The sequence below is a fragment of the Streptomyces sp. NPDC050287 genome (genome assembly GCF_044459385.1).
In the GTDB taxonomy this organism is placed as follows: Bacteria; Actinomycetota; Actinomycetes; order Streptomycetales; family Streptomycetaceae; genus Streptomyces.
On sequence record NZ_JBITIY010000019.1, the window covers coordinates 1 to 21,914 of the forward strand.

Below are 21,914 nucleotides of genomic sequence, written 5' to 3' on the forward strand. Positions count from 1 at the left end.
CTCGACAGCTCCACTCCACAACCGGAGGCCTTCGTCATCTCACAGAATCAGGCCGTGTCGCCGCACAGATTCGACCAACCTGCCTGGGCAGTACAGCTAGACGTACTCGGCGTACCCGTCCAGCACCTTCAGAATCTCCGCCTCCCCGACCGGCGGCAGCTGCACCACGACCTCCTCGATGCCGAGGTCCGCGTAGTGGGCGAGCTTGCCCGGCGTCGGGTGGACGGCGTACGGGACGACCTGGAGGGCGGCCGGGTCGCGGCCCGCGTCGGCCCACTCGGCCCGCAGCCGGGGCAGGGACTCGCCGAGGCCGCGCCCGCCGATGGGCAGCCACCCGTCGGCGTAGGCGCAGATGTGCGCGAACAGCTTCGGCCCGGCGGCCCCGCCGACGAGCGTGCGCGGACCGGCGACCGGACCGCGCGGCTTCTGTACGGGCTTGGGGTACGCGAAGCTGGCCCGCACGCTCCCGAACGCGCCCTCGTAACCGGTCGGCGTCTCGCTCCACAGGGCCCGCATCAACGCCATCCGGTCCCGGACGAGTTCACGACGGGTACGCCACTCCACACCGTGGTCGGCCGCTTCCTCGACGTTCCAGCCGAAGCCGAGGCCGAGGGTGAACCGCCCGCCGGAGAGGTGGTCCAGGGTCGCGATCTGCTTGGCCAGGTCGATCGGGTCGTGCTGGGCGACGAGCGTGATGCCCGTGCCGAGCCCGAGCCGTTCGGTGACGGCGGCGGCCTGCCCGAGCGCGACGAAGGGGTCGAGCGTACGGCCGTACTCGGGCGGCAGCTCGCCGCCGGCCGGGTACGGGCTGGTCCGCTCCACGGGGATGTGGGTGTGCTCGGGCAGGTACAGCCCGGCGAAGCCCCGCTGCTCCAGCTCACGGGCGAGCCGGGTCGGGGCGATCGTCTCGTCGGTGAGGAAGACCGTCACGGAGATGCGCATGGGTCATCTGTACCGGCTCTGACCTCGCCTGTCCATACCGACCGGTCGGCATCATTTTCGCGTACGGGTAAGACTGCGCCAATTACCCTGACTTTCCATGGCAGTTCACACCCGTCCGGCACGGTTGGAGCATGTGTGACGACGACAACAACAACGACAACGAGGCCCACCACGGCACCGAGGCCCACCACGGCGTCGGAAGACGCGCGCTGTTCGTGACGGGAGCGGCCGCCGCCCTTACGTTGGGAAGCGTGAGCTTCGCTTCAGCGGCCGGAGCGGCCGACGGGGGCCAGGAGACGAGGACGGTACGCGGCACCCTGCCCCCGGGCTCCCCCGACTTCGTGTACGTACCCGTCGAGGTCCCCGCCGGAGTGCGGGAGATCAAGGTCGCGTACACCTACGACCGGCCCTCCGTCCCGGCAGGCACCCCTGGCAACGCCCTCGACATCGGCGTCTTCGACGAGCGCGGCACGGAACTCGGCGGCGAGGGCTTCCGGGGCTGGTCGGGCGGGGCGCGCACGGAGTTCTTCGTCCGGGCGGACGACGCGACGCCCGGCTACATCCCGGGCCCGGTGCGGGAGGGCACCTGGCACATCGCGCTCGGCCCCTACACGGTCGCCCCGCAGGGACTGACGTACGAGATCACGATCACGCTGACGTACGGCGAACCCGGCGAGACCTTCCGCCCCACGTACCCGCCGTCCCGGGCGAAGGGCCGGGGTCGGGCCTGGTACCGCGGCGACTGCCACCTGCACTCCTGGTACTCGGACGGCCGCCGCACCCCCGCCGAGATCGCGGCGCTGGCGCGCGCCGCCGGACTGGACTTCATCAACTCCTCGGAGCACAACACGCACGCGGCGCACCCGCACTGGGCGTCCGAGGCGGGCGACGACCTGCTGATCCTGCTGGGCGAGGAGGTCACCACGAGGAACGGCCACGTGGTCGCCCTCGGCACCGACCCCGGCACCTTCGTCGACTGGCGCTACCGGGCCCGCGACAACCGCTTCGGCCGCTTCGCCCGCCGGATCCGCCGCGCGGGCGGCCTGGTCGTACCGGCCCACCCGCACGCCACCTGCGTCGGCTGCAACTGGAAGTTCGGGTTCGGCGAGGCGGACGCGGTGGAGGTGTGGAACGGCCCCTACACGCCCGACGACGAGGTGGCCCTCGCGGACTGGGACGGCATGCTCGTCGCGTCCGTGCGGGACGGCGGCCGGGACTGGATCCCGGCGATGGGCAACAGCGACGCCCACCGCGACCCGGACTCGGTCGGCCTGCCCCAGACGGTGGTCCTGGCCGACGACCTGACCCGCGAGGCGATCCAGGAGGGCATCCGGGCGGGGCGTTCCTACGTCGCCGAGTCCAAGACCGTGTCCCTGGCCTTCACGGCGAGCGGCGGGCGAGGGCGGCACGCGGGCATCGGGGATCGGCTGGAGGTCGACCGCGACACCCCGGTGACCGTACGCCTGGAGGTGACCGACGCCCCGCGCTGCACCGTCCGCTTCGTCACGGACCAGGGCGTCCTGTTCACCAGCGCGCCGCTGCCGGTTGCCGGTTCGGGGGTCGTGGAGTGGCGTACGACGCCCTCGTACGCGGCGTACGTACGGGCGGAGTTGCGGCACGAGACGGCGGCGGGCCCGGTACCGGGGGCACTGGCGGCGTTCACGAACCCGGTCTTCCTGGGGCGGGTTTGAAGAGATCAGAGACAGAACAGATCCTCCAGTCACCGCCTGGTCTGCCACCACCTGGACGGCGCGCGAGCGGGCTCTCAAGGCGTCGGGGAGCATGGAAACAACCGTTTGACCGTCCCGCTGTCCCCTCCCCGACAAGGAGGCACTCCCGATGCCCCGCCTCGCCGACCTCAGGTTCCGCGCCGCCACCACCCTCCAACGCCGCGTCGCCAACCCGATCATGCGCCGCATCCCCCTCCAGACGGTCCTGGAGACCACGGGCCGCACCTCCGGCCTGCCCCGCCGCACGCCCGTGGGAGGCCGCCGGGTCGGGGACTCCTTCTGGCTGGTCTCGGAATTCGGCGAGCGTTCCCAGTACGTCCGCAACATCAAGGCCGACCCGCGGGTACGGGTACGGATCCGCGGCCGCTGGCACACGGGCGCGGCCCACCTGCTCCCCGACGACGACCCGGTGGCCCGCCTGCGCCGGCTGCCGCGGTCCAACAGCACGGCGGTCCGGGTGTTCGGCACGAATCTGCTGACGGTACGGGTGGACCTGGACGGGTGAGGTCAGGCGGAGGCGCGGGGCCCTGCGGGGCCGCCTCCGGTGTGTGCCTCTTCCAGGGCGGCCATGGTCTCCGGCGAGTCTCAGTATGGCCCACGTCACCACGTCGCCGCCCCGCCTCCGCACTCGGCCCACAGCGGCTTGCCACCCTTCGACGCGCCCAGCTCTCGGAGCACGGATCTCACCCCGGCCACACGATCGCCTGCACCTCGCTGTAAGCGTGCAGCGCGTACGACCCCACGTCCCGTCCGACCCCGCTCTTCTTGAACCCCCCGAACGGCGCCTCCATGTTGCGGCCGACGGTGTTGACGCCGACCCCGCCCGCCCGCAGTTGCCGGGCGACGCGGAAGGCGCGGGCCACGTCCGCCGACCAGACGTAGTCGATGAGGCCGTAGTCGGTGTCGTTGGCCAGGGCCACGCCCTCCTCCTCTTCGTCGAAGGGGAGGACCGAGACGACCGGGCCGAAGATCTCCTCGCGGGCCGCGCGCATGTCGTTGGTGCAGTCGGCGAGGAGGGTGGGGGTGACGTAGAAACCTCGGTCGATGGGCGGGCGTTCGCCGCCCGTCACCACCACCGCGCCCTCCTTGCGGCCCAGTTCGACGTACGACTCCACCCGGTCCCGGTGTGCTGCCGAGATGAGCGGACCGACCACCGTGTCCGGCTCGCTCGGGGCGCCCGTCTTCAAGCGGCCCGCGTACGCGGCCAGTTGCTCGACCAGACGGTCGTACACGCCCCGTTGCGCCAGCACCCGCGTCGGTGCCGTGCAGATCTGCCCGCTGTAGAAGGAGAACGTCGTCCCGATCCCGGCCACTGCCGCCCCGACGTCCGCGTCGTCGAAGACGACCGCCGCGCCCTTCCCGCCCAGCTCCATCAACTGGCGTTTCATGTCCCGCCCGCAGACGGCGGCGATGCGCTGTCCGACGGCCGTGGAGCCGGTGAAGCTGACCATGTCGACGTCCGGCGAGTCCACCGCGGCCTCGCCGACCTCCGCCGAGCGGCCGGAGACGACGTTCACGACTCCGCGCGGCACCCCGGCCGCCTCCAGTGCCTGAGCCATCCGGTACACCGACAGCGGGTCCTGCGGGGCGGGTTTGACCACCACCGTGTTGCCCATCGCGAGCGCCGGCGCGACCTTGCCCGCCGGGTTGGCCCACGGGTTGTTGTACGAGGTGATGCAGGTGACGACCCCGACGGGCTGGCGTACGGCCAGCGCGCCCATCACGGCTGCCTTCCCCATCGGCCCGGCCTCGTTGATCTGCGGCGGGATCGCCCACTCGGCGGGCTCCACGCGCGCGTACCGCCTGAACCGCGCGGCGGCCACCCCGACCTGCATCCGCCGGGCCGTCACCGTGGTCGCCCCGGTCTCCGCCCGGGCCAGTTCGGCGTACGGCTCCAGCCGGCCGCCGATGATGCCCGCGGCCCGCGCCAGGATCGCCGCCCGTTCCTCGGGCGCCGTACGCGACCACGGCCCGAAGGCCTCGCGGGCCGCGGCACAGGCCGCGCGCACCTGATCCCGCGAGGCCTCCGGAGCCCACCCGACGGTCTCCTCGGTCGCCGGGTCGACGACCTCGTAGTGGCCGCCCTCCGGCTCCACCCACTCGCCGCCGACGAACAGCCGCTGTCCCTCGGTCACTTGGTCGCCACCGTCCGGGTGTCCCGTCCCGAGCGCAGCACCTTCCCCGGCACCGCCCCGCTCACCACGTCGTCCCGGATCGCCTCGACCCCGTTGACCCACACGGCCCGTACCCCGATCGCCTTGGAGTCGAGCCTCGGGCTGTCACCCGGCAGGTCGTGCACCAGGGTGGCCGTGCCCGCGGCGATCCGCTCCGGGTCGAAGAGGACCAGGTCCGCATGGAAGCCCTCCTCGATCCGGCCCCGCTCCCGGAGCCCGAACAGCCGCGCCGGATCGTCCGTCAGCATCTTCACGGCCTGCTCCAGCCCGACCAGCTTCCGGCCGCGCAGACAGTCCCCGATGAAGCGGGTCGTGTACGGCGCCCCGCACATCCGGTCCAGATGCGCGCCCGCGTCGGAACCGCCGAGCAGGACGTCCTCGTGCTGCCAGGTCTCGGCGCGCAGCGCCCAGGACGCCGGGTCGTTGTCGGTCGGCATGGGCCACAGCACCGTCCGCAGGTCGTCGGCCGCGCAGATCTCCACCAGGCACTGGAACGGTTCCTGCCCGCGCTCCGCAGCGATGTCCTCCACGACCCGCCCGCTGAGCCCCCGGTTGGCCTCGCTGTACGTGTCCCCGATGACGTACCGCCCGAAGTTCGTCAGCCGCCGGAAGACGCCGGCCTCCTGGGACTGGGAGTGCTGGAGCATCTCGGCGCGTACGGAAGGATCGCGGAGCTGGGCGATCCGCTCGGGGACCGGCAGGGCCAGGACCGGCCCCCACCCGGGGATCAGGTTGAGGGCGCAGAACGTGCCCAGGGACATGTTCATCGGCGTCAGGATCGGCATGGTCAGCGCGACCACCCGGCCGCCCGCCTTCCGCGCCTGCTCGCTCGCGAACAGCTGGCGGGGCACCCGTTCCGGGACGGACGCGTCGACGGTCAGGACGTTCCAGTTCAGGGGGCGTCCCGCCGCCGCGCTCATCTCCACCAGCAGGTCGATCTCGGCGTCGCTGAACTGGTCCAGACAGCCCGCGACGATCGCCTCGATCTGTGTGCCCTCGTGCTCGCCGACGGCCCGGGAGAGGGCGAGCAGCTCGGCGGGGCGCGCGTGGCGGGAGGCGACCGGCTTCCCGTCGCCGTCGGAGTGCGTCGACGACTGCGTGGTGGAGAAACCCCACGCCCCGGCGTCCATGGCCTCGTGGAACAGCCGCAGCATCTCGCCCAGCTGCTCCTCGCTGGGCTGCCCGCCGATGGCCTCCGGGCCCATCACGTACCGCCGCAGCGCACAGTGGCCCACCATGAACCCGGCGTTGACGGCGATCCGCCCCTCCAGGGCGTCCAGATACTCCCCGAAGGAGTTCCAGCTCCAGGGCGCCCCCTCCTCCAACGCGACCAGGGACATCCCCTCCACCTTGGACATCATCCGGCGGGTGTAGTCGGCGTCGTCCGGGCGGGCCGGGTTCAGGGGCGCGAGCGTGAATCCGCAGTTGCCGGCGGCGACCGTGGTCACCCCGTGGTTGAGGGAGGGGGTGGCGTACGGGTCCCAGAACAGCTGGGCGTCGTAGTGCGTGTGCGGATCGACGAACCCGGGGGCGAGGACGAGGCCGTGCGCGTCCTCGGCCGTCCGGGAGTCGCCGGTCACCGTACCGACGACGGCGATACGGCCGTCCCGGATGCCGACGTCGGCGGTGTACGCGGGGGCGCCCGTGCCGTCGACGACGGTCGCGCCCCTGATGACGTGGTCAAGCATGGAGCTCACCTCCGACGGCGGTCACACGGCGGCCCGGAACCGCGACGTCCGGTGCACCGGATCCGTGTCGATCTTCGGAATCACGTGCTCCCCGATCAGCCGGATCGTCTGCAACGTCTCCTCCTTCGGCACCCCCACCGGCAACCCGAAGCTCAACTGGTCCGCCCCCGCCTGCTCCCACCGCTTGCACTGCCGGACCACCTCGTCCGGATCCCCGCAGATCAGCAGTTCCTCCTCGATGAGGAGCTCGACGAACTCCGCGGTGTACTCGGGCAGGGTCTCGGGCCACTCCGGGAACCCCTCGGGGCGGGGAAACGTGTCGTGGTACCGGAACACCAGCGAGGGCAGATAGTGCAGCCCGCCACGCACCGCGATCTCGATCGCCTCGGCGTGCGTCGGCGCGCAGATCGCCGTCGTCGTCACCATCACGTTGTCGTTGACGAAGTCCCCGACCGGCTCGGCGTCCACGATCGCGTTCTTGTACTGCTCCAGCACCCACTCCATGTCGGAGACCTTCTGCACGCTGAAGCCGAGCACCCCGAGGCCCTTCTTCGCGGCCATGGCGTACGAGGGCGGCGACCCGGCGGCGTACCACATCGCGGGGTGGGACTTCCCGTACGGCTTGGGGAGCACCTTGCGGGGCGGGAGCTGCCAGTGCTTGCCCCGGAAGCCCTCGTACTCGTCCTGGAGCCACATCTTGGGGAACTCGGCGATGGTCTCTTCCCAGATCTCCTTCGTGTGATTCATGTCGGTGATGCCGGGGAGGAAGCCGAGGATCTCGTGCGAGCCCGCTCCCCGCCCGCTGCCGAACTCGAAGCGGTTGCCGGTGAGATGGTCGAGCATGGCGACCTTCTCGGCGACCTTCACGGGGTGGTTGACCTGGGCGAGGGGATTGAAGATCCCGGACCCGAGGTGGATGCGGTCGGTGGCGTGCGCCAGGTAGCCGAGGAAGACGTCGTTCGCCGAGAGGTGCGAGTACTCCTCCAGGAAGTGGTGCTCGGAGGCCCAGGCGTACTTGAAGCCGGACCTGTCCGCCTGGATGACGTACTCGGTCTCCTCCATCAGCGCCTTGTGTTCGGCCAGCGGATCGGTCTCGGCGCGCTTGCCCACGTATCCCTGTACAAAGAGCCCGAATTCCAAGGAGGTTCACCGTCCCCGGTTCTGTGGTTCACGGTTTCTGACGGACACGGTTTCTGACGTACCGTCAGATTGTCGGTGGGGCCGACTGTGGCACCGCCCGCACGCACCGTCAATAGCTGACGGTCAGTCAGACGACGGCCACTCCCGCCAGCCACCCGCCGTCGATCACGAACGGCTGCCCGGTGATGTAGGAGGAGTCGTCGCAGCTGAGGAAGAGCGCGAGGCGGGCGACCTCTTCCGGCCTCCCGATCCGGCCGAGCGGCACGAGCTTGCGGTACAGCGCGTCCATCGCTCCCTCGGCACCCGCCCCCGCATCCGCACCGGGATTGCTCATCGCGGTGTCGATGGCACCGGGGCACACGGCGTTGACCCGCACCCCCTTCTCCGCCAGCTCCAGCGCGGCCACCCGGGTCAGCCCGACGATCGCGTGCTTGCTGGCGGCGTACGCCCCCACGTACGCCATGCCGGTCATCCCGGTGTACGAGGCGGTGTTGACGATCGTGCCGCCCCCGGCCGCGGCGATCCGGGGCCCGGCGGTCTTGATGCCGAGGAACACCCCGACCTGGTTGACCTGAACGATCCTCATGAACTCGTCGAGAGGCGTGTCGACGAGGGCGTTGAAGCGCAGGATGCCGGCGTTGTTGACGAGCCCGTCGACACGCCCGTACGCCGCCACGACGGCGTCGACAGCGGCCCTCCATTCCTCCTCGCGCCCCACGTCGAGGTGCACGTACAGCGCGCCGATCTCCTTCGCGAGGTCCTGCCCCTGGTCGTCGAGCACATCGGCCACGACGACCTCGGCGCCCTCCTCCCGGAACAGCCGGGCCTCCTGTTCCCCCTGCCCGCGTGCCGCGCCGGTGACGAGCACGACACGTCCGTCCAGCTTGCCCATGTCACTCCCGGGTGAGAAGCGGGGCCACGCCGGCCCCGAACGCGGTGATCTGGTCGGTGAGTTCTCCGCGGTCGCGGCTGCGGAAGCGGACCTGGAGCTGGTCGACGCCCATCGCCCGGTAGGCGCGCAGCGACTCGGCGAGCGCGTCGGGCGGCCCGGTGAGCGTGCGCCGGCCGACGTCCCAGGCCGGGGTGCCGACGTACAGCGGTTCGGCGATGGCGCCGAAGACGAAGGGGGCCTGGAGGGAGTGCTCCGCCCTCAGCTGCCTGATCCGGTCGATCTGCGCGGGCAGCCGCTCCCGCGGGTCCCCCTGCGGCAGCCAGCCGTCGCCCTTGAGCGCGGCCCGGCGTACGGCGGCGGGCGAGGAGCCGCCGACCCAGAGGGGGACGCGGGGCTGGGCGGGGCGGGGGCGCTGGCCGAGGTCCTGGAAGTCGTAGAGCTTGCCGTGGTGTTCGGGGAACTCGCCGGGTCCGAGGGCGGTGCGCAGGGCGTCGATCGACTCGTCGAGGACGGCCCCGCGCTGCCGGAAGTCGACCCCGAGCGCCTCGAACTCCTCCGGCACGTGTCCGGCGCCGACCCCGAGGAGCAGCCGCCCGCCGCTGAGGTGGTCGAGGGTGGCGTACTGCTTGGCGGTGAGGAGGGGGTGGCGCAGGCCGACCACCGCGACATGGCTGAGCAGCCGGACGCGTTCGGTGGCGGCGGCCAGGTAGGCGAGGGTGGCGACGGGGTCGTACCAGACCGTGCTCATCGCCGACGCGAGCCGGCGCGGGACGGCCACGTGGTCACAGGCGGCGATGTACGAGAACCCGGCCCGTTCGGCGGCCCGGGCGATCTCGACGAGGTCCTCCGGGCCGGCGGACGCCTCCCACGGCTCGGCGTAGATCGCGCTCTGGGACTGGACGGGGAGCTGGATGCCGTACTCGATCACCTCGGGCCGCCCCACAGTCCGTCCGGGGTGAGCCCGAGCAGGTCGATGGCGTTCCGGCGGACGATCCGTTCCACCACGTCCGCCTCCAGGTGCCCCATCTGGGCCTCGCCGACCTCGCGGGACTTGGGCCAGGTGGAGTCGGAGTGGGGGTAGTCGGTCTCGTAGAGCACGTTGCCGACGCCGATGGAGTCGAGGTTCCTGAGCCCGAAGGCGTCGTCGAAGAAGCAGCCGTAGACGTGCTCGGCGAAGAGTTCGGACGGCGGGCAGTGGACCTTGTCGGCGACGCCGCCCCAGCCGCGGTTCTCCTCCCAGACGACGTCGGCGCGCTCCAGGATGTACGGGATCCAGCCGATCTGGCCCTCCGCGTACATCACCTTGAGGTTCGGGAAGCGTTCGAACTTGCCGCTCATCAGCCAGTCGACCATCGAGAAGCAGCAGTTGGCGAAGGTGATGGTGGAGCCGACGGCGGGCGGGGCGTCCTCGGAGGTGGAGGGCATCCGGCTGCTGGAGCCGATGTGCATGGCGACGACGGTGCCGGTCTCGTCGCAGGCGGCGAGGAACGGGTCCCAGTCGTCGGTGTGCACGGACGGCAGGCCCAGGTGCGGGGGTATCTCGGAGAAGGCGACCGCCCGGACCCCGCGGGCCGCGTTGCGCCGGACCTCCTGGGCGGCGAGTTCGGCGTCCCACAGAGGGATGAGGGTGAGCGGGATCAGCCGGCCGTGCGCCTCGGGGCCGCACCACTCCTCCACCATCCAGTCGTTGTACGCCTGGACGCACAGCAGCCCGAGTTCGTGGTCCTTCGCCTCGGTGAAGGTCTGGCCGCAGAAGCGCGGGAAGGTCGGGAAGCAGAGGGCGGACTGGACGTGGTTGACGTCCATGTCGGCGAGGCGGGCGGGAACGTCGTACGACCCGGGCCGCATCTGCTCGTAGGTGATGACCTCGAGTTTGATCTCGTCCCTGCTGTAGCCGACGGCGGTGTCGAGGCGGGTCAGGGGCCGGTGCAGGTCCTCGTAGATCCACCAGTCGCCGAGGGGGCCGTCGTCCGTGCCCGGAGTGCCCATGACGGGCTTGAACCGGCCGCCGAGGAAGGTCATCTCCTTCAGGGGCGCACGGACCGTGCGGGGCCCGGTGTCGAGGTACTTCTTCGGGAGCCTGTCCTGCCAGACGGTGGCGGGCTCCACCGTGTGGTCGTCGACGGAGATGATCAGCGGGAGGGGGGTGGGGGTGTGCGTGTGGGTGCCGTCTTTGGTCTCCATGGCGCTGACGGTAGCGCTGATCTGACGATCCGTCAGCTACGTGTGCGGGGCCCGGTTATGGCGGTTCGTGTGCGGGTGTGTGCGAAGAGAGAGTGAGGGGCTTGTGATATCCCGCGCGCCTGTCTGTGATCACGTCCTCTACGGCTGACGCATCTGCCGTGAACAAGGCAAACTGGCGGGGTTGTAGACAGGCCCTAGGGGGACGACGGCGATGGACGGTGTACCGCGAGTGCCGGAAGTACCGGAGGTGCCGGAGGTACCGCGCGTACGGGAGGTACGGCGCGTACCCGAGCAGTGGGGGGTCGCTTCCGTGCCGGAGGCGGGGGCTTCCGGGAGGGAGGCGGGAGATTCCGGGAGGGAGGCGGGGGCCGGGGCGGCGGCACAGGGGCCCCTGCTGCGCTTCGGCGTGCTCGGCCCGGTGCGTGCCTGGCGCGGCGAGGAGCCGCTGAGCACCGGCTCCCCCCAGCAACGCGCCCTGCTGGCCGCCCTGCTGCTGCGCGAGGGCCGCACCGCGACCGCCGCCGAACTGATCGACGCGCTGTGGGGCGAGGAGCCGCCCTCCCAGGCCCTGGCGGCGCTGCGGACGTACGCCTCCCGCCTGCGCAAGGTGCTGGACGCCGGGGTCCTCGTGAGCGAGTCCGGCGGCTACGCCGTGCGCGGGCTGCCCGAGGGCGCCCTGGACCTGACCGCCGCCCAGGAACTCGCGACCGAGGCGGAGAAGGCCCGGTCCGCCGGGGACCTGTGCCATGCCCGTGACGTCCTGGGCCGGGCACTGGCGCTGTGGGACGGGGAGGCGCTGGCGGGAGTGCCGGGCCCGTACGCCGAGGCGCAACGGGTCCGGCTGGAGGAATGGCGCCTGCAACTCCTCGAATCGCGCCTGGACATGGACCTGGAGCAGGGCTGCCACGCGGAGGCGGTGTCCGAGCTGACCGCCCTGACGGCCGCACACCCCTTGCGCGAACGTCTGCGCGAACTGCTGATGCTGGCCCTGTACCGCAGCGGCCGCCAGGCGGAGGCGCTCGCCGTGTACACCGACACCCGCCGGCTCCTGGCCGACGAACTCGGCGTGGACCCCCGCCCAGGCCTGCGCGAACTCCAGCAGCGCATCCTCCAGGCCGACCCGGGCCTCGCCGAACCCTCGGCCCCGAGGGCGGAGCCCGCCGCGGCACCGGTCCGCCCCGCCCAGCTCCCGGCGACGGTCCCCGACTTCACCGGCCGCTCCGCCTTCGTGTCGGAACTCGGCGAGGTGCTCGCCTCCGCCGAGGGCCGCGTGATGGCGGTCTCGGCCCTGGCCGGCATCGGCGGCGTCGGCAAGACGACCCTGGCGGTCCACGTGGCCCACCAGGCACGCGGCGCCTTCCCCGACGGCCAGCTGTACGTCGACCTCCAGGGCGCCGGAGCGAGAGCGGCGGAACCGGAGACGGTACTGGGCTCCTTTCTGCGGGCGTTGGGTACGGCCGACTCCTCCATCCCGGACTCGCTGGAGGAACGCTCGGCCCTGTTCCGCTCGGTCCTGGACGGCCGTCGCGTGCTGGTCCTGCTGGACAACGCCCGCGACGCCGCGCAGGTACGCCCGCTGCTCCCCGGCACGGAAGGCTGCGCCGCCCTCATCACCTCCCGTGTCCGCATGGTCGGCCTGGCCGGCGCCCACCTCGTCGACCTGGACGTGATGTCCCCCGACGAGGCGCTGTCCCTGTTCACGAAGATCGTCGGCGAGGAACGGGTGGCGTCGGAGCGGGAAGCCGCCCTGGACGTCGTGGCGGCCTGCGGCTTCCTCCCCCTCGCCATCCGCATCGCCGCCTCCCGCCTGGCCGCCCGCCGCACCTGGACGGTCTCGGTCCTCGCCGCCAAGCTGGCCGACGAACGCCGCCGCCTCGACGAACTCCAGGCCGGCGACCTCGCGGTGAAGGCGACCTTCGAACTCGGCTACGGCGCCCTGGAACCGTCCCAGGCCCGCGCCTTCCGCCTCCTGGGCCTGGCCGACGGCCCCGACATCTCCCTCGCGGCAGCCGCGGCGGTGCTGGATCTCCCGGCCGAGGACACGGAGGACCTCCTCGAATCCCTCGTCGACACCTCCCTCCTGGAATCGGCGGCCCCCGGCCGCTACCGCTACCACGACCTGGTACGCCTCTACGCGCGTGCATGCGCGGAACGGGACGAGTGGCCGCCCAGCGAACGGGCGGCGGCGATGTCCCGGCTGCTGGACTTCTACCTGGCCACGGCGGCGGGGGTGTACGCGATCGAGCGGCCGGGGGACCGGCTGGTGGACCACTTGGAGCCGACGGGGTATCCGGGGCTGGAGTTCACTGACCGGCACAGCGCTCAGGACTGGCTCTACGCCGAGGCGATCTGCCTTTTGGCATGCGTCCGGCAATGCGCGGGCCGGCCCTCGACCCTCGTACGGGCGATTGATCTGCTGTGGGCCGCTCACGACCTTTCCGAGTCGGGGGCCAACTCCAAGGATTACGAGGCAACCGCCGAGACGTTGCTGGAGGCTTCCCGCCTGCTCGCACTTCCGCGAGCGGAAGCCCGGGCCCTGATGACGCTGGTGAACGTCCACCATGTGCGCGGGCGCTTCGAGCAGGCGGATCAGGAGGCCGAACGCGCCATCCTGCTGGCACAGGAGACCCAGGACCTGCTGCCCATCAGTTGGGCCCGCAACGCACGCGGGATCATGGCCCTCTACCAGAGCCGGCACGACGACGGCGAGGAACACCTCTCCCAGGCGATTCAGTACTTCCGTGTCCTGGGCGACCGCCCCGGCGAGGCCGCCGCACTGTGCAACCTGTCCCGTATCCACCTCGCCACCGGACGGACGAAGAGCGCCGTCGCACTGGCGCAAGAGGGCATCGACATCTACGACGCCATGGGCAACTCCATGCGTGGCGCGAACGGCCGCTATGCCCTGGGGCTGGCCCTGACGCAGCGTGGTGAACTGGATTCTGCGACCGACAGCCTCCAGGCGGCTCTGGAGGTGTTCCGCGACAGCCGCCAGCGCCTCTGGGAAGGCATGAGCCTGTTCCGCCTGGCCGAGGTCGATCTCGCCGCCCGGCGTCCCGCGCAGGCCGCGGCCAACGCCGAGATGGCTCTGACCGTGTTGCGCGGCATCGGAGGTGAGTGGCGGCGAGGTAACGTCCTCACCGTCCTTGGCCGAGCTCTCAGCCGGATCGGCCAGAGCGGTCGCGCCCAGGTCTGCTGGCAGGAAGCCATGAACATCTACGACGAACTGGGCTCGCCCGAGGCCGCGGAGGTACGCGCGCTGTTGTCTCCTCTTCGAGCGGCCTGAGGCGTGGGGGCCGCGTTCATCGTTCGTTTATCGCCGCAGGCCATTCTCGACTCAGTCGATCCGTCGCGTCGGGGGGCAGACGGGTCGCTGCGGGGCCGCACTCCTACGACCTAGGGTGAACGGCCCAGGAGGGCCCGCCCGGCTACCCGCGGGGGAGTGACCGGGCGGGCCCCTCCGCTCCATCTACTCGATGCATGCCAAGGGGAGTTGACGCACATGAGTGACGAGCTCAAGCCGCAGGACCTGCACGCGACCGGCACGACGGACGGCGAAGCCAAGCCCGACGATCTGCACGCCACCGACGAGCCCGCGACGACGCAGGACCTGCACGCCACCGACGAGCCCATCGAGACCAAGGACCTGCACGCCACGTCGGAGCCCTTCAAGCCGACGAAGTAAGCCTTCTCGCACGGGGATCGGCCGCGGCGGCGCGGAGGGGGAGCCGCCGCGGCCGAGGCGTGTCAGGAGGCTGTCCGCATCCCCCGCAACTCCCCCTTGACCACCTTCCCACTCGCGTTCCGAGGCAGCTCCGCCACGAACTCCACCGACCTCGGCACCTTGTAGTTCGCCATTTCTCTCCGGGCCCAGGCGATCAGATCGTCCCCCGTCGTCACCGATCCGGGGCGCCGGACGACGTACGCCTTGCCGACCTCGCCGAGGCGGGTGTCCGGGACGCCGATGACGGCGATGTCGGCCACGTCGGGGTGGAGGCCCAGGAGTTGCTCGATCTCCGCCGGGTAGGCGTTGAAGCCGCCGACGATGAACATGTCCTTGATGCGGTCGGTGATGCGGAGGTTGCCGCCCCGGTCCAGGACGCCGACGTCGCCGGTCTTCAGCCAGCCGTCCTCAGCCAGTACGTCGGCGGTGGCCGCCTCGCCCGCTTCGTCCGCCGCGTCCTCGAAGTAGCCCCCCATCACGTTGAAGCCGCGGACCAGGACCTCTCCGGGTACGCCGGCCGGTACCGGCTCCCCTCCGGCGTCCACCACGCGGACCTCCGTGCCGGGGATCGCCCGCCCCGACGTCGACGCGATCACCGAGGGATCGTCGCCGCGGCGGCACATCGTGACGATGCCGCTCGCCTCCGAGAGGCCGTACGCCGTCAGGACCGTCTCGACGCCCAGTTCTCCGCGCAGGCGCTCCACGAGCCGCAACGGCACCACCGCCGCGCCGGTCACCACGAGCCGCAGCGCGGAGAGGTCGTGCGCGTCCCGTGAGGCGTGGTCCAGGAGGGACTGGTGCAGGGTCGGCGGGCCCGGCAGGACCGACACCCGTTCCGCGGCGATGTTCGCCAGGACCGTGTCCACGTTGAACACCGGCTGCGGGATCATCGTCGCGCCCCGCATCAGGCAGGCGATCACCCCGGCCTTGTAGCCGAAGGTGTGGAAGAAGGGGTTCACGATCAGGTAGCGGTCGCCCTGCCGCAGTCCCGCCAGGTCGCTCCAGATCTCGTACGCCCGCAGGGTCTGGGCGTGGGTGATCACCGCGCCCTTGGGGCGGCCCGTCGTACCGGAGGTGTAGACGATGTCCGACGGCCACGATCCCTCCACCGCCGACGCGCGCTCCCGCACCTCCCCGTCGCTCACCCCGTCCCCGCTCGCCAGGAAGTCCTTCCAGGTACGGAAGTCCGCGGGGGCGTCGTCCGACAGCACGACCACGTCCCGCAGTTCGGGGAGCCCCGGTCCGTCCGCGACCGCCCTGCGCAGGGACGCCAGATACGACGTCCCGAGGAACGTCCCCGTCACGAACAGCAGCCGCGCCCCGCTGCGCCGCAGTACGTCCGCCGCCTCGGTGCCCTTGAACCGCGTGTTCAGCGGGACCAGTACCGCCCCCGCCGACACCGCGCCCAGTGCGGAGACGATCCAGTCCAGGGTGTTGGGCGCCCAGATCGCGACCCGGTCCCCCGCGGACACCCCGCCCGCCATACAGGCCGCCGCCGCTCGCTGCACCCGCGTGCCGAGTTCGGCGTACGTGATCCGGGTACGTCCCTCCACCACCGCCTCCACGTCCGCGTACCGCTCGGCCGCGAATCGGACGAGCCTCGGAACGCTGCCCCACTCCAGGTCTCCGCGCACAACAGCCTCCCGAACCGGGGGATCTGACCGACTACAGGCCGAACAGCTGACTACCCGTCAGGTTAGCTGTAACCTGACGGACTGTCAGCTGCCGTGGCCGCCAGGGGAGGTACACCCAGCATGGCCGGACTCAAGGACGCCACCGCGATCGTCGGCATCGGTCAGACCGCCTTCGCCAAGCACCTCCCCGAGGACGAGCGGACCCTCGCCTGCCGGGCCGTGCTCGCCGCCCTCGACGACGCCGGGATCTCCCCCGGCGAGGTCGACGCCCTCGCCTCGTACACCATGGAGGAGACCGACGAGGTCGAGCTGGCGAAGGCCGTCGGGTTCGGCGACCTCACCTTCTTCAGCAAGGTCGGGTACGGCGGCGGCGGGTCCTGCGCCACCGTCGCCCACCTCGCCGCCGCCATCGCCACCGGGCAGGCCACGGTGGGCGTCGCCTGGCGGTCGCGGAAGAGGGGCTCGGGGCCCCGGCCCTGGAAGAACACCGCCGTCCAACTGCCCACGCCGGCCCAGTGGACCCGGCCCTTCGGACTGCTCCGGCCCGTCGACGAGATCGCCATGCTCGCCCGCCGCTACCTGCACGAGTACGGCGCCACCCGCGACCACCTCTTCAACGTCGCGCTCGCCTGCCGCAACCGGGCCAACCAGAACCCCGCCGCGATCATGTACGACCGTCCCCTCACCCGCGAGATGTACATGACCGCCCGCTGGATCAGCGAGCCCCTGTGCCTCTTCGACAACTGCCTGGAGACGGACGGGGCGCTGGCCTGTGTGATCGTCAGCAGTCAGCGGGCACGGGACTGCCGGCGGGCACCCGTCTACGTCCACTCCGCCGCCCAGGGACTGCCCGCCCAGCACCACGGCATGGTCAACTACTGGAACGACGACCCCCTCACCGGTCCCGCCTGGACCGCCGCCCGACACCTGTGGAAGCACGCCGACTTCACCCCCCAGGACGTCGATGTCGCCCAGATCTACGACGCGTTCACCCCGCTCATACCGCTCTCCCTGGAGGGTTACGGCTTCTGCGGCCGGGGGGAGGGAGGAGCCTTCACCGAGGGCGGCGCGCTGGAGATCGGGGGGCGGCTGCCCCTCAACACCGGGGGCGGCGGGCTCAGCGAGGCGTACGTCCACGGCTTCAACCTCATCAACGAGGGTGTGAAGCAGTTACGGGGGACGAGTACCGCCCAGGTACCGGGCGCCTCGACCTGCCTGGTCACCGCCGGGGAGGGCGTCCCCACCTCCGCCCTTCTGCTGAGGACCTGAAGACCTGAGGAGTTGCCATGCTCGAGCCCCTCGTCGACACCGACGGCGCCCCCTTCTGGCAGTACGCCGCCCAGGGCGAACTCCGCGTCCAGACCTGTGCCGACTGCGGCGAACCCCGCTTCCCGCCCCGCCCCTGCTGCCCCCACTGCCAGTCCTTCGCGAGCGAGTGGCGCCCGGTGTCCGGGCAGGGGCGCATCTGGTCGTACGTCGTCCCGCACCCGCCCCTGCTGCCGGACTACGCGGAGCGGGCCCCGTACAACGTCATCCTCGTCGAGCTGGCCGACGCACCCCGGATCCGGCTGGTCGGAAACCTGGTCAGCGAGGCGGGGGCGCCGCTCGGCTCCCTCGACCCGGACCGGATCCGGATCGGAGCCAGGGTGCGGGTCGTCTTCGACCACGTCACCGGGCTCCCCCAGTGGATCCTGGAGCGGTCATGAGCGTGCGGGTCGCTCCCGCCAAGGACACGGGTGCCGACAGTGTCGACGGCGTCGCCGTCGTCACGCTCGACCGGCCCGAGCGGCTCAACGCGATCGACCTCGGCATGGTCGAGGAACTCCGGGAGGTCTGGCGGGAGTTGCGGTTCGACGACTCCGTGCGGGCCGTGGTCCTCACCGGCGCCGGGGAGCGGGCGTTCTGCACGGGGATCGACCGGGAGGCCGTGCTGCCGCAGCCGGACTCCCCCTATATGGCGGACGATCCGCTGCTGCGCGTCGGGCCGAAGGCGAACGACCTGTGGAAGCCCGTCATCGCGGCCGTGCGGGGCGCGGCCTGCGGTGGGGCCTTCTACTTGCTCGGCGAGTGCGACTTCCTCGTCGCGGACACGACGGCCACCTTCTTCGACCCGCACACCACCTACGGCATGGTCAGCGCGTACGAGGCCGTCCTCATGGCGCAGATGATGCCGCACGGGGAGGCCGCGCGGACGGCGCTCATGGGGACGGCCGAGCGGATGTCCGCACGACGGGCCCACGACATCGGGCTGGTCACCGAACTCACCGAGCCGGGCGAGGCGTTGGCGGCCGCGACCGCCGCCGCCGCCGTCATCGCCGGGTACCCGACCGAGGCCGTCCAGGGCACCGTGCGCGCCCTGTGGGCCGCCAAGGAGGCCTCCCTGGCGCAGGGGTTCGCGCAGGCGCCGCATCTCGTCGCGCTCGGGAACCTGCCGGGTGAGCGGCAGGCGGAGTTGTTCCACGCACGGCGACGCGAGTTCCGGGTGCGTTAGCGGACGTCGGCCTCCAGCTCCGTCGCACAGTGATCGACCGACGCCAGGAATCGCTTCCCCAACTTGACCTCGGTGTTCGCCTTGCCCTTCGCGGGCACCGTGACCGTGGTGGAGGAGTTCTTGAGGAGCTGGGTGCCCTGGGCGTCGTAGAACATGACCCACGCCTGGAACTCGGCCTCGCGGTTGTTCGGGTTGGTGATCTCGACCGTCGCGTAGGGCCGGGTGCCGGTCGCACAGCTGATCAGCCTGGCCGTGCCGTCCTTCAGCGGCGTTGCGCTGCCGGTGCCGGAAGCGGTGGGCGTGGACCGGTACGTGGGGCGACGTCGGTACGAACTCCCGCCGCTGCTCCCGCTGGTACCACTGCTGCTGCCGTAGCTGTCGTCGGTCGAGCCGCCGTACGAATCGTCGTCCGAACCGGATCCGTACGACCCGCCGCCCGACGTCGACGAGGACGAGGACGAGTTCGACGACGACGAACCGTCGTGATCCTGGCTGGAGCTGCTGCACCCGCCTGAGCCGCCACTGCTGCTCCCGCTGCCCCCGCGGTGACCGTGCCGCCCCGTCGAGAAGCCGGTGAGCGCGAGGACGACCATGGCCAGGACCGCCGTGAATTTGAGCGTGCGTGTGTGCCCCCGAGTATTCATGTGATCACTCTAAGGCCTGCCCGCTCGCGCCGGTCAGGCCGTCCGGGCCGTTCCCGTCCCCTTCTCCGCGTCCAGCGCGTACACGCAGCGGTCCTTGCTGCACGCGTACACCACGCCGTCCTTCACGACCGGGGAGCCGGTGATCTCGCCGCCTGTCGCGAGCTTCCATCTCAGGCGGCCGTCGTCGGCCTTCAGGGTGTAGAGGAGGTGGTCGGTGGAGCCGAAGTGGATGCGGCCGTCGGCGACCACGGGGGCGCCGACGATGTCGCCGCCCGCCTGGAAGCGCCACTTGGGCGTGCCGGTGACGGCGTCCAGGGTGTAGAGACCCTTGCCGCTGCCCACGTGCACATGGCCCGCGGCCACCAGCACCGAGTCGACCGATGCGCGGGCCTCCGTCGCGATGCGCCAGCGGTCGCGGCCGTCGGTGGCGTCGAGGGCGTAGACCGTGCCGAGGTAGTCGGCGAGGTAGATGCCGCCGCCGGTGACCGCCGGGCCCGGGACGAAGGTGGGCGCGCACAGGAAGACCGCCGGGGCCTCGAAGTGCCAGCGGACGTGGCCGCCGGCCGCGTCCAGGGCCAGCACGCGCGTGCCCGCGGACACGTACACGAAGCCGTCGGCGGCCGGTGCCACCCGTACCGGTACGCCGCCGCAGGAGGACGTGTCGCCGATCGGGTAGGACCAGCGCTCGTCACCCGTCCGGGCGTCCAGGGCGCGCAGCCGGGCGTCCTGCCAGAGGTAGACCGTGCCCTCGTGGAGGGCGGGGCCCGCCTCCGGGGACTCGAAGTCGGTCTGGCAGCCGGTGATCTCCCACAGCTTCTGGCCGTTCGACGCCTCCCAGGCCTGGACGCCGCCGCCGCGGGTGCCGGTGATCACGGTGCCCCGGTCGGCCTTCAGGGAGTACACCCAGGCGTCCGTGGACAGCCGCCACAGGTCGCCGCCCTCGCGGGCGTCGAGGGCGAAGAGGGTGGGTCCGTCGGAGGCGTGGACACGGCCGTCCGCGACCGCCATCGACCAGGCCACGTCCCGCGTCTTGAAGCGACGGCGGCCGGTGGCCACGTCGAGGGCGTGCACCTCGAAGGAGGTGACGTAGACCAGGTCGCCGGCGACCGAGGGGGTGCCCCAGACGTCGTTCGACATGCGGAACCGCCAGGGCCGCCAGCCGCTCGCGCTCTCCGGGGGCACGGGCGACGGCGCCGGTACGGCAGGGCCTACGGCGGGTTCGGTGCCGTTGACGCCGGGGCGGGGCCTGGACCAGGAGGCGACCAGGCCGGCCTCCGGCGGGGGCGCCTTCACGGCGGCGGCGCGGGCGTCGGCGACGCGCGGCCCGGGCCCGATCGGCACCTGGGCGCCCGCCAGCCGCACCGGCCCGGTGTCGGGGCCGCCGACGGACACGGGCGGGGAGGAGAGCGGTGCGGACAGCGGGGACCGTACCGGGCCGGGGCCGGGCTGCGGGACGACGGGGTCGTGGGACGGCGGGGGCGGCACGGAGGCGATACGGCCGCCACCGCTACGTCCGCCGCCGCCCTGTGCGCCCACCACGCCCGGTGCTCCCTGCGCCGGTTTCACCGACGGACGGCCGCCGCGGCGGGTCTCGATCAGGGTGACCGCCTTCTCGGGCAGCCAGGCCGACGCCGTACCGCTGTCGTCGGAGCCGGAGCCGAAGAGGTGGGGGGCGAGCTGCGCCTGGAGGTCGGCGGGGTTGGGGCGGGCCGTGGCCTCCATCTGCATGCAGGACTCGATGAGCGGGCGCAGCTCGTCCGGCAGGCCTTCGAGGTCGGGACCCTCGCGGAGCAGCATGAAGACCGTCTCGACCGGGTTGGCGCCGTGGAAGGGCGGGTGGCCCGTGGCGGCGAACACGAGCATGGAGCCGAGCGAGAAGACGTCGCTCGCGCCCGTCACGCTCCGGGAGTCCTTGGCCTGCTCCGGGGACATGTAGGCGGGTGTTCCGACGGCGACATTGGTCATCGTCAGACGTGTGTTCGAAACGCCGGACGCGATACCGAAGTCGATGACGCGCGGGCCGTCCTCGACCACCAGCACGTTGGACGGCTTCAGGTCCCTGTGCACCAGTCCGGCACCGTGGATCGACTGCAGCGCCTCGGCGACACCGGCTGCCAGCCAGCGCACCGCCTGGGCCGGGAGCGGCCCGCACTCGTTCACTATTTCCTCGAGCGAGGGCGCGGGAACGTACGCGGTGGCCAGCCACGGCACGGCCGCCCGGGGGTCGGCGTCGACCACGGCCGCCGTGTAGAAGCCGGAGACCGCGCGGGCCGCCTCCACCTCCCGGGTGAAGCGGACCCGGAAGAGCTGGTCCTCGGCGAGTTCCGTCCGGACCGTCTTGATCGCCACGCGCCGGCCGGACGCCGAGCGCGCGAGATAGACCAGCCCCATGCCGCCGGCGCCCAGCCGTCCCAGCACCTCGAACGGCCCGATCCGCCGCGGATCGTGCTGCGTCAGCTGATCCACCACTTGCCTGCCACCTCCCCGTACGAGCCGCGCCACCCACATATGTACGCGACCCCGTGCAGCGTCTCACCACCGCACCGCCATGGCGGCACGCACCCCGATTCTTCCTGGCCGGGGCGCTGCTGGCGAACCCGGGGACAATTGGGATGTCTCACATCAATACAGGATTGCTCATCGCCAAGTCACTGCCCAGACACCGTTCGGC

General features: G+C 71.7%; 17 protein-coding genes. 7 read left to right on the forward strand and 10 right to left on the reverse strand.

Annotated features, from left to right (window positions below; all coding sequences use genetic code 11):
- Nucleotides 1–96: 96 nt before the first annotated feature.
- Nucleotides 97–942: an LLM class F420-dependent oxidoreductase gene (locus ACIBK3_RS41355; protein WP_399373334.1), complete on the reverse strand. Its 846-nt coding sequence runs from the start codon at nt 940–942 to the stop codon at nt 97–99.
- Nucleotides 943–1,073: 131 nt separating this feature from the next.
- Here ACIBK3_RS41355 and ACIBK3_RS41360 point away from each other — a divergent pair, with 131 nt between their 5' ends.
- Nucleotides 1,074–2,633: a CehA/McbA family metallohydrolase gene (locus ACIBK3_RS41360; RefSeq protein WP_399373335.1), complete on the forward strand. Its 1,560-nt coding sequence runs from the start codon at nt 1,074–1,076 to the stop codon at nt 2,631–2,633.
- A gap of 148 nt (nt 2,634–2,781) precedes the next feature.
- Nucleotides 2,782–3,177: a nitroreductase/quinone reductase family protein gene (locus tag ACIBK3_RS41365; RefSeq protein WP_399373337.1), complete on the forward strand. Its 396-nt coding sequence runs from the start codon at nt 2,782–2,784 to the stop codon at nt 3,175–3,177.
- Between the two features lie 178 nt (nt 3,178–3,355).
- Here the strand turns inward: ACIBK3_RS41365 and ACIBK3_RS41370 are convergent, their stop codons facing one another.
- The 6 genes from ACIBK3_RS41370 to ACIBK3_RS41395 all read right to left on the reverse strand — a co-directional run bounded on the left by ACIBK3_RS41370 (nt 3,356) and on the right by ACIBK3_RS41395 (nt 10,750).
- Nucleotides 3,356–4,807 (reverse strand): aldehyde dehydrogenase family protein, encoded by a 1,452-nt coding sequence (locus ACIBK3_RS41370; protein ID WP_399373338.1) that lies wholly within the window; start codon nt 4,805–4,807, stop codon nt 3,356–3,358.
- Complete coding sequence (locus ACIBK3_RS41375; protein WP_399373339.1) at nt 4,804–6,534, reverse strand: amidohydrolase family protein; 1,731 nt, start codon at nt 6,532–6,534, stop codon at nt 4,804–4,806. Before ACIBK3_RS41375 ends, ACIBK3_RS41370 begins: the two co-directional genes overlap by 4 nt.
- A 21-nt stretch (nt 6,535–6,555) precedes the next feature.
- On the reverse strand, nt 6,556–7,674 hold the full coding sequence (locus ACIBK3_RS41380) for an LLM class flavin-dependent oxidoreductase (RefSeq protein WP_399373341.1): 1,119 nt from the start codon (nt 7,672–7,674) through the stop codon (nt 6,556–6,558).
- Between the two features lie 127 nt (nt 7,675–7,801).
- Nucleotides 7,802–8,566, reverse strand: coding sequence for an SDR family NAD(P)-dependent oxidoreductase (locus ACIBK3_RS41385; RefSeq protein WP_399373342.1), 765 nt, complete (start codon nt 8,564–8,566; stop codon nt 7,802–7,804).
- A 1-nt stretch (nt 8,567) separates the two neighbouring features.
- The gene (locus ACIBK3_RS41390) at nt 8,568–9,491 is read right to left on the reverse strand and encodes a TIGR03619 family F420-dependent LLM class oxidoreductase (protein WP_399373512.1); all 924 of its coding nucleotides are present in this window, start codon (nt 9,489–9,491) and stop codon (nt 8,568–8,570) included.
- Nucleotides 9,491–10,750: an amidohydrolase family protein gene (locus tag ACIBK3_RS41395; RefSeq protein WP_399373343.1), complete on the reverse strand. Its 1,260-nt coding sequence runs from the start codon at nt 10,748–10,750 to the stop codon at nt 9,491–9,493. Before ACIBK3_RS41395 ends, ACIBK3_RS41390 begins: the two co-directional genes overlap by 1 nt.
- A 211-nt stretch (nt 10,751–10,961) precedes the next feature.
- Between ACIBK3_RS41395 and ACIBK3_RS41400 the strand changes: the two genes are divergently transcribed.
- Together ACIBK3_RS41400 and ACIBK3_RS41405 are read left to right on the forward strand one after the other, a co-directional pair.
- Nucleotides 10,962–14,036, forward strand: coding sequence for a BTAD domain-containing putative transcriptional regulator (locus ACIBK3_RS41400; protein WP_399373345.1), 3,075 nt, complete (start codon nt 10,962–10,964; stop codon nt 14,034–14,036).
- 216 nt (nt 14,037–14,252) lie between these two features.
- On the forward strand, nt 14,253–14,435 hold the full coding sequence (locus tag ACIBK3_RS41405; RefSeq protein ID WP_399373346.1) for a hypothetical protein: 183 nt from the start codon (nt 14,253–14,255) through the stop codon (nt 14,433–14,435).
- Between the two features lie 62 nt (nt 14,436–14,497).
- On the opposite strand, the gene ACIBK3_RS41410 is transcribed toward ACIBK3_RS41405, so the two are convergent.
- Nucleotides 14,498–16,108: a FadD3 family acyl-CoA ligase gene (locus ACIBK3_RS41410; protein WP_399373347.1), complete on the reverse strand. Its 1,611-nt coding sequence runs from the start codon at nt 16,106–16,108 to the stop codon at nt 14,498–14,500.
- A gap of 120 nt (nt 16,109–16,228) precedes the next feature.
- Between ACIBK3_RS41410 and ACIBK3_RS41415 the strand changes: the two genes are divergently transcribed.
- From ACIBK3_RS41415 to ACIBK3_RS41425, 3 genes are read left to right on the forward strand one after another with little or no spacing between them, the layout of a single operon-like run.
- Nucleotides 16,229–17,377 (forward strand): lipid-transfer protein, encoded by a 1,149-nt coding sequence (locus ACIBK3_RS41415; RefSeq protein ID WP_399373349.1) that lies wholly within the window; start codon nt 16,229–16,231, stop codon nt 17,375–17,377.
- 17 nt (nt 17,378–17,394) lie between these two features.
- Nucleotides 17,395–17,814 carry a Zn-ribbon domain-containing OB-fold protein gene (locus ACIBK3_RS41420; RefSeq protein WP_399373350.1) on the forward strand — a complete coding sequence of 140 codons (420 nt, stop codon included), beginning with the start codon at nt 17,395–17,397 and terminating at the stop codon, nt 17,812–17,814.
- Nucleotides 17,811–18,599, forward strand: coding sequence for an enoyl-CoA hydratase/isomerase family protein (locus ACIBK3_RS41425; protein WP_399373351.1), 789 nt, complete (start codon nt 17,811–17,813; stop codon nt 18,597–18,599). The genes ACIBK3_RS41420 and ACIBK3_RS41425 overlap by 4 nt, the downstream gene beginning before the upstream one ends.
- On the opposite strand, the gene ACIBK3_RS41430 is transcribed toward ACIBK3_RS41425, so the two are convergent.
- Both ACIBK3_RS41430 and ACIBK3_RS41435 read right to left on the reverse strand, forming a co-directional pair.
- On the reverse strand, nt 18,596–19,243 hold the full coding sequence (locus ACIBK3_RS41430; RefSeq protein ID WP_399373353.1) for a hypothetical protein: 648 nt from the start codon (nt 19,241–19,243) through the stop codon (nt 18,596–18,598). The two genes, ACIBK3_RS41425 and ACIBK3_RS41430, sit on opposite strands and share 4 nt — an antisense overlap.
- A 33-nt stretch (nt 19,244–19,276) precedes the next feature.
- Nucleotides 19,277–21,712, reverse strand: a complete 2,436-nt coding sequence (locus ACIBK3_RS41435; protein WP_399373356.1) for a PQQ-binding-like beta-propeller repeat protein — start codon at nt 21,710–21,712, stop codon at nt 19,277–19,279.
- Nucleotides 21,713–21,914 lie beyond the last annotated feature (202 nt).

Coding starts and splice junctions, on each gene's coding strand:
- ACIBK3_RS41355 (WP_399373334.1), bottom strand. CDS start 942: ATGCGCATCTCCGTGACGGTCTTCCTCACCGACGAGACGATCGCCCCG.
- ACIBK3_RS41360 (WP_399373335.1), top strand. CDS start 1,074: ATGTGTGACGACGACAACAACAACGACAACGAGGCCCACCACGGCACC.
- ACIBK3_RS41365 (WP_399373337.1), top strand. CDS start 2,782: ATGCCCCGCCTCGCCGACCTCAGGTTCCGCGCCGCCACCACCCTCCAA.
- ACIBK3_RS41375 (WP_399373339.1), bottom strand. CDS start 6,534: ATGCTTGACCACGTCATCAGGGGCGCGACCGTCGTCGACGGCACGGGC.
- ACIBK3_RS41385 (WP_399373342.1), bottom strand. CDS start 8,566: ATGGGCAAGCTGGACGGACGTGTCGTGCTCGTCACCGGCGCGGCACGC.
- ACIBK3_RS41395 (WP_399373343.1), bottom strand. CDS start 10,750: ATGGAGACCAAAGACGGCACCCACACGCACACCCCCACCCCCCTCCCG.
- ACIBK3_RS41400 (WP_399373345.1), top strand. CDS start 10,962: ATGGACGGTGTACCGCGAGTGCCGGAAGTACCGGAGGTGCCGGAGGTA.
- ACIBK3_RS41405 (WP_399373346.1), top strand. CDS start 14,253: ATGAGTGACGAGCTCAAGCCGCAGGACCTGCACGCGACCGGCACGACG.
- ACIBK3_RS41415 (WP_399373349.1), top strand. CDS start 16,229: ATGGCCGGACTCAAGGACGCCACCGCGATCGTCGGCATCGGTCAGACC.
- ACIBK3_RS41420 (WP_399373350.1), top strand. CDS start 17,395: ATGCTCGAGCCCCTCGTCGACACCGACGGCGCCCCCTTCTGGCAGTAC.
- ACIBK3_RS41425 (WP_399373351.1), top strand. CDS start 17,811: ATGAGCGTGCGGGTCGCTCCCGCCAAGGACACGGGTGCCGACAGTGTC.
- ACIBK3_RS41430 (WP_399373353.1), bottom strand. CDS start 19,243: ATGAATACTCGGGGGCACACACGCACGCTCAAATTCACGGCGGTCCTG.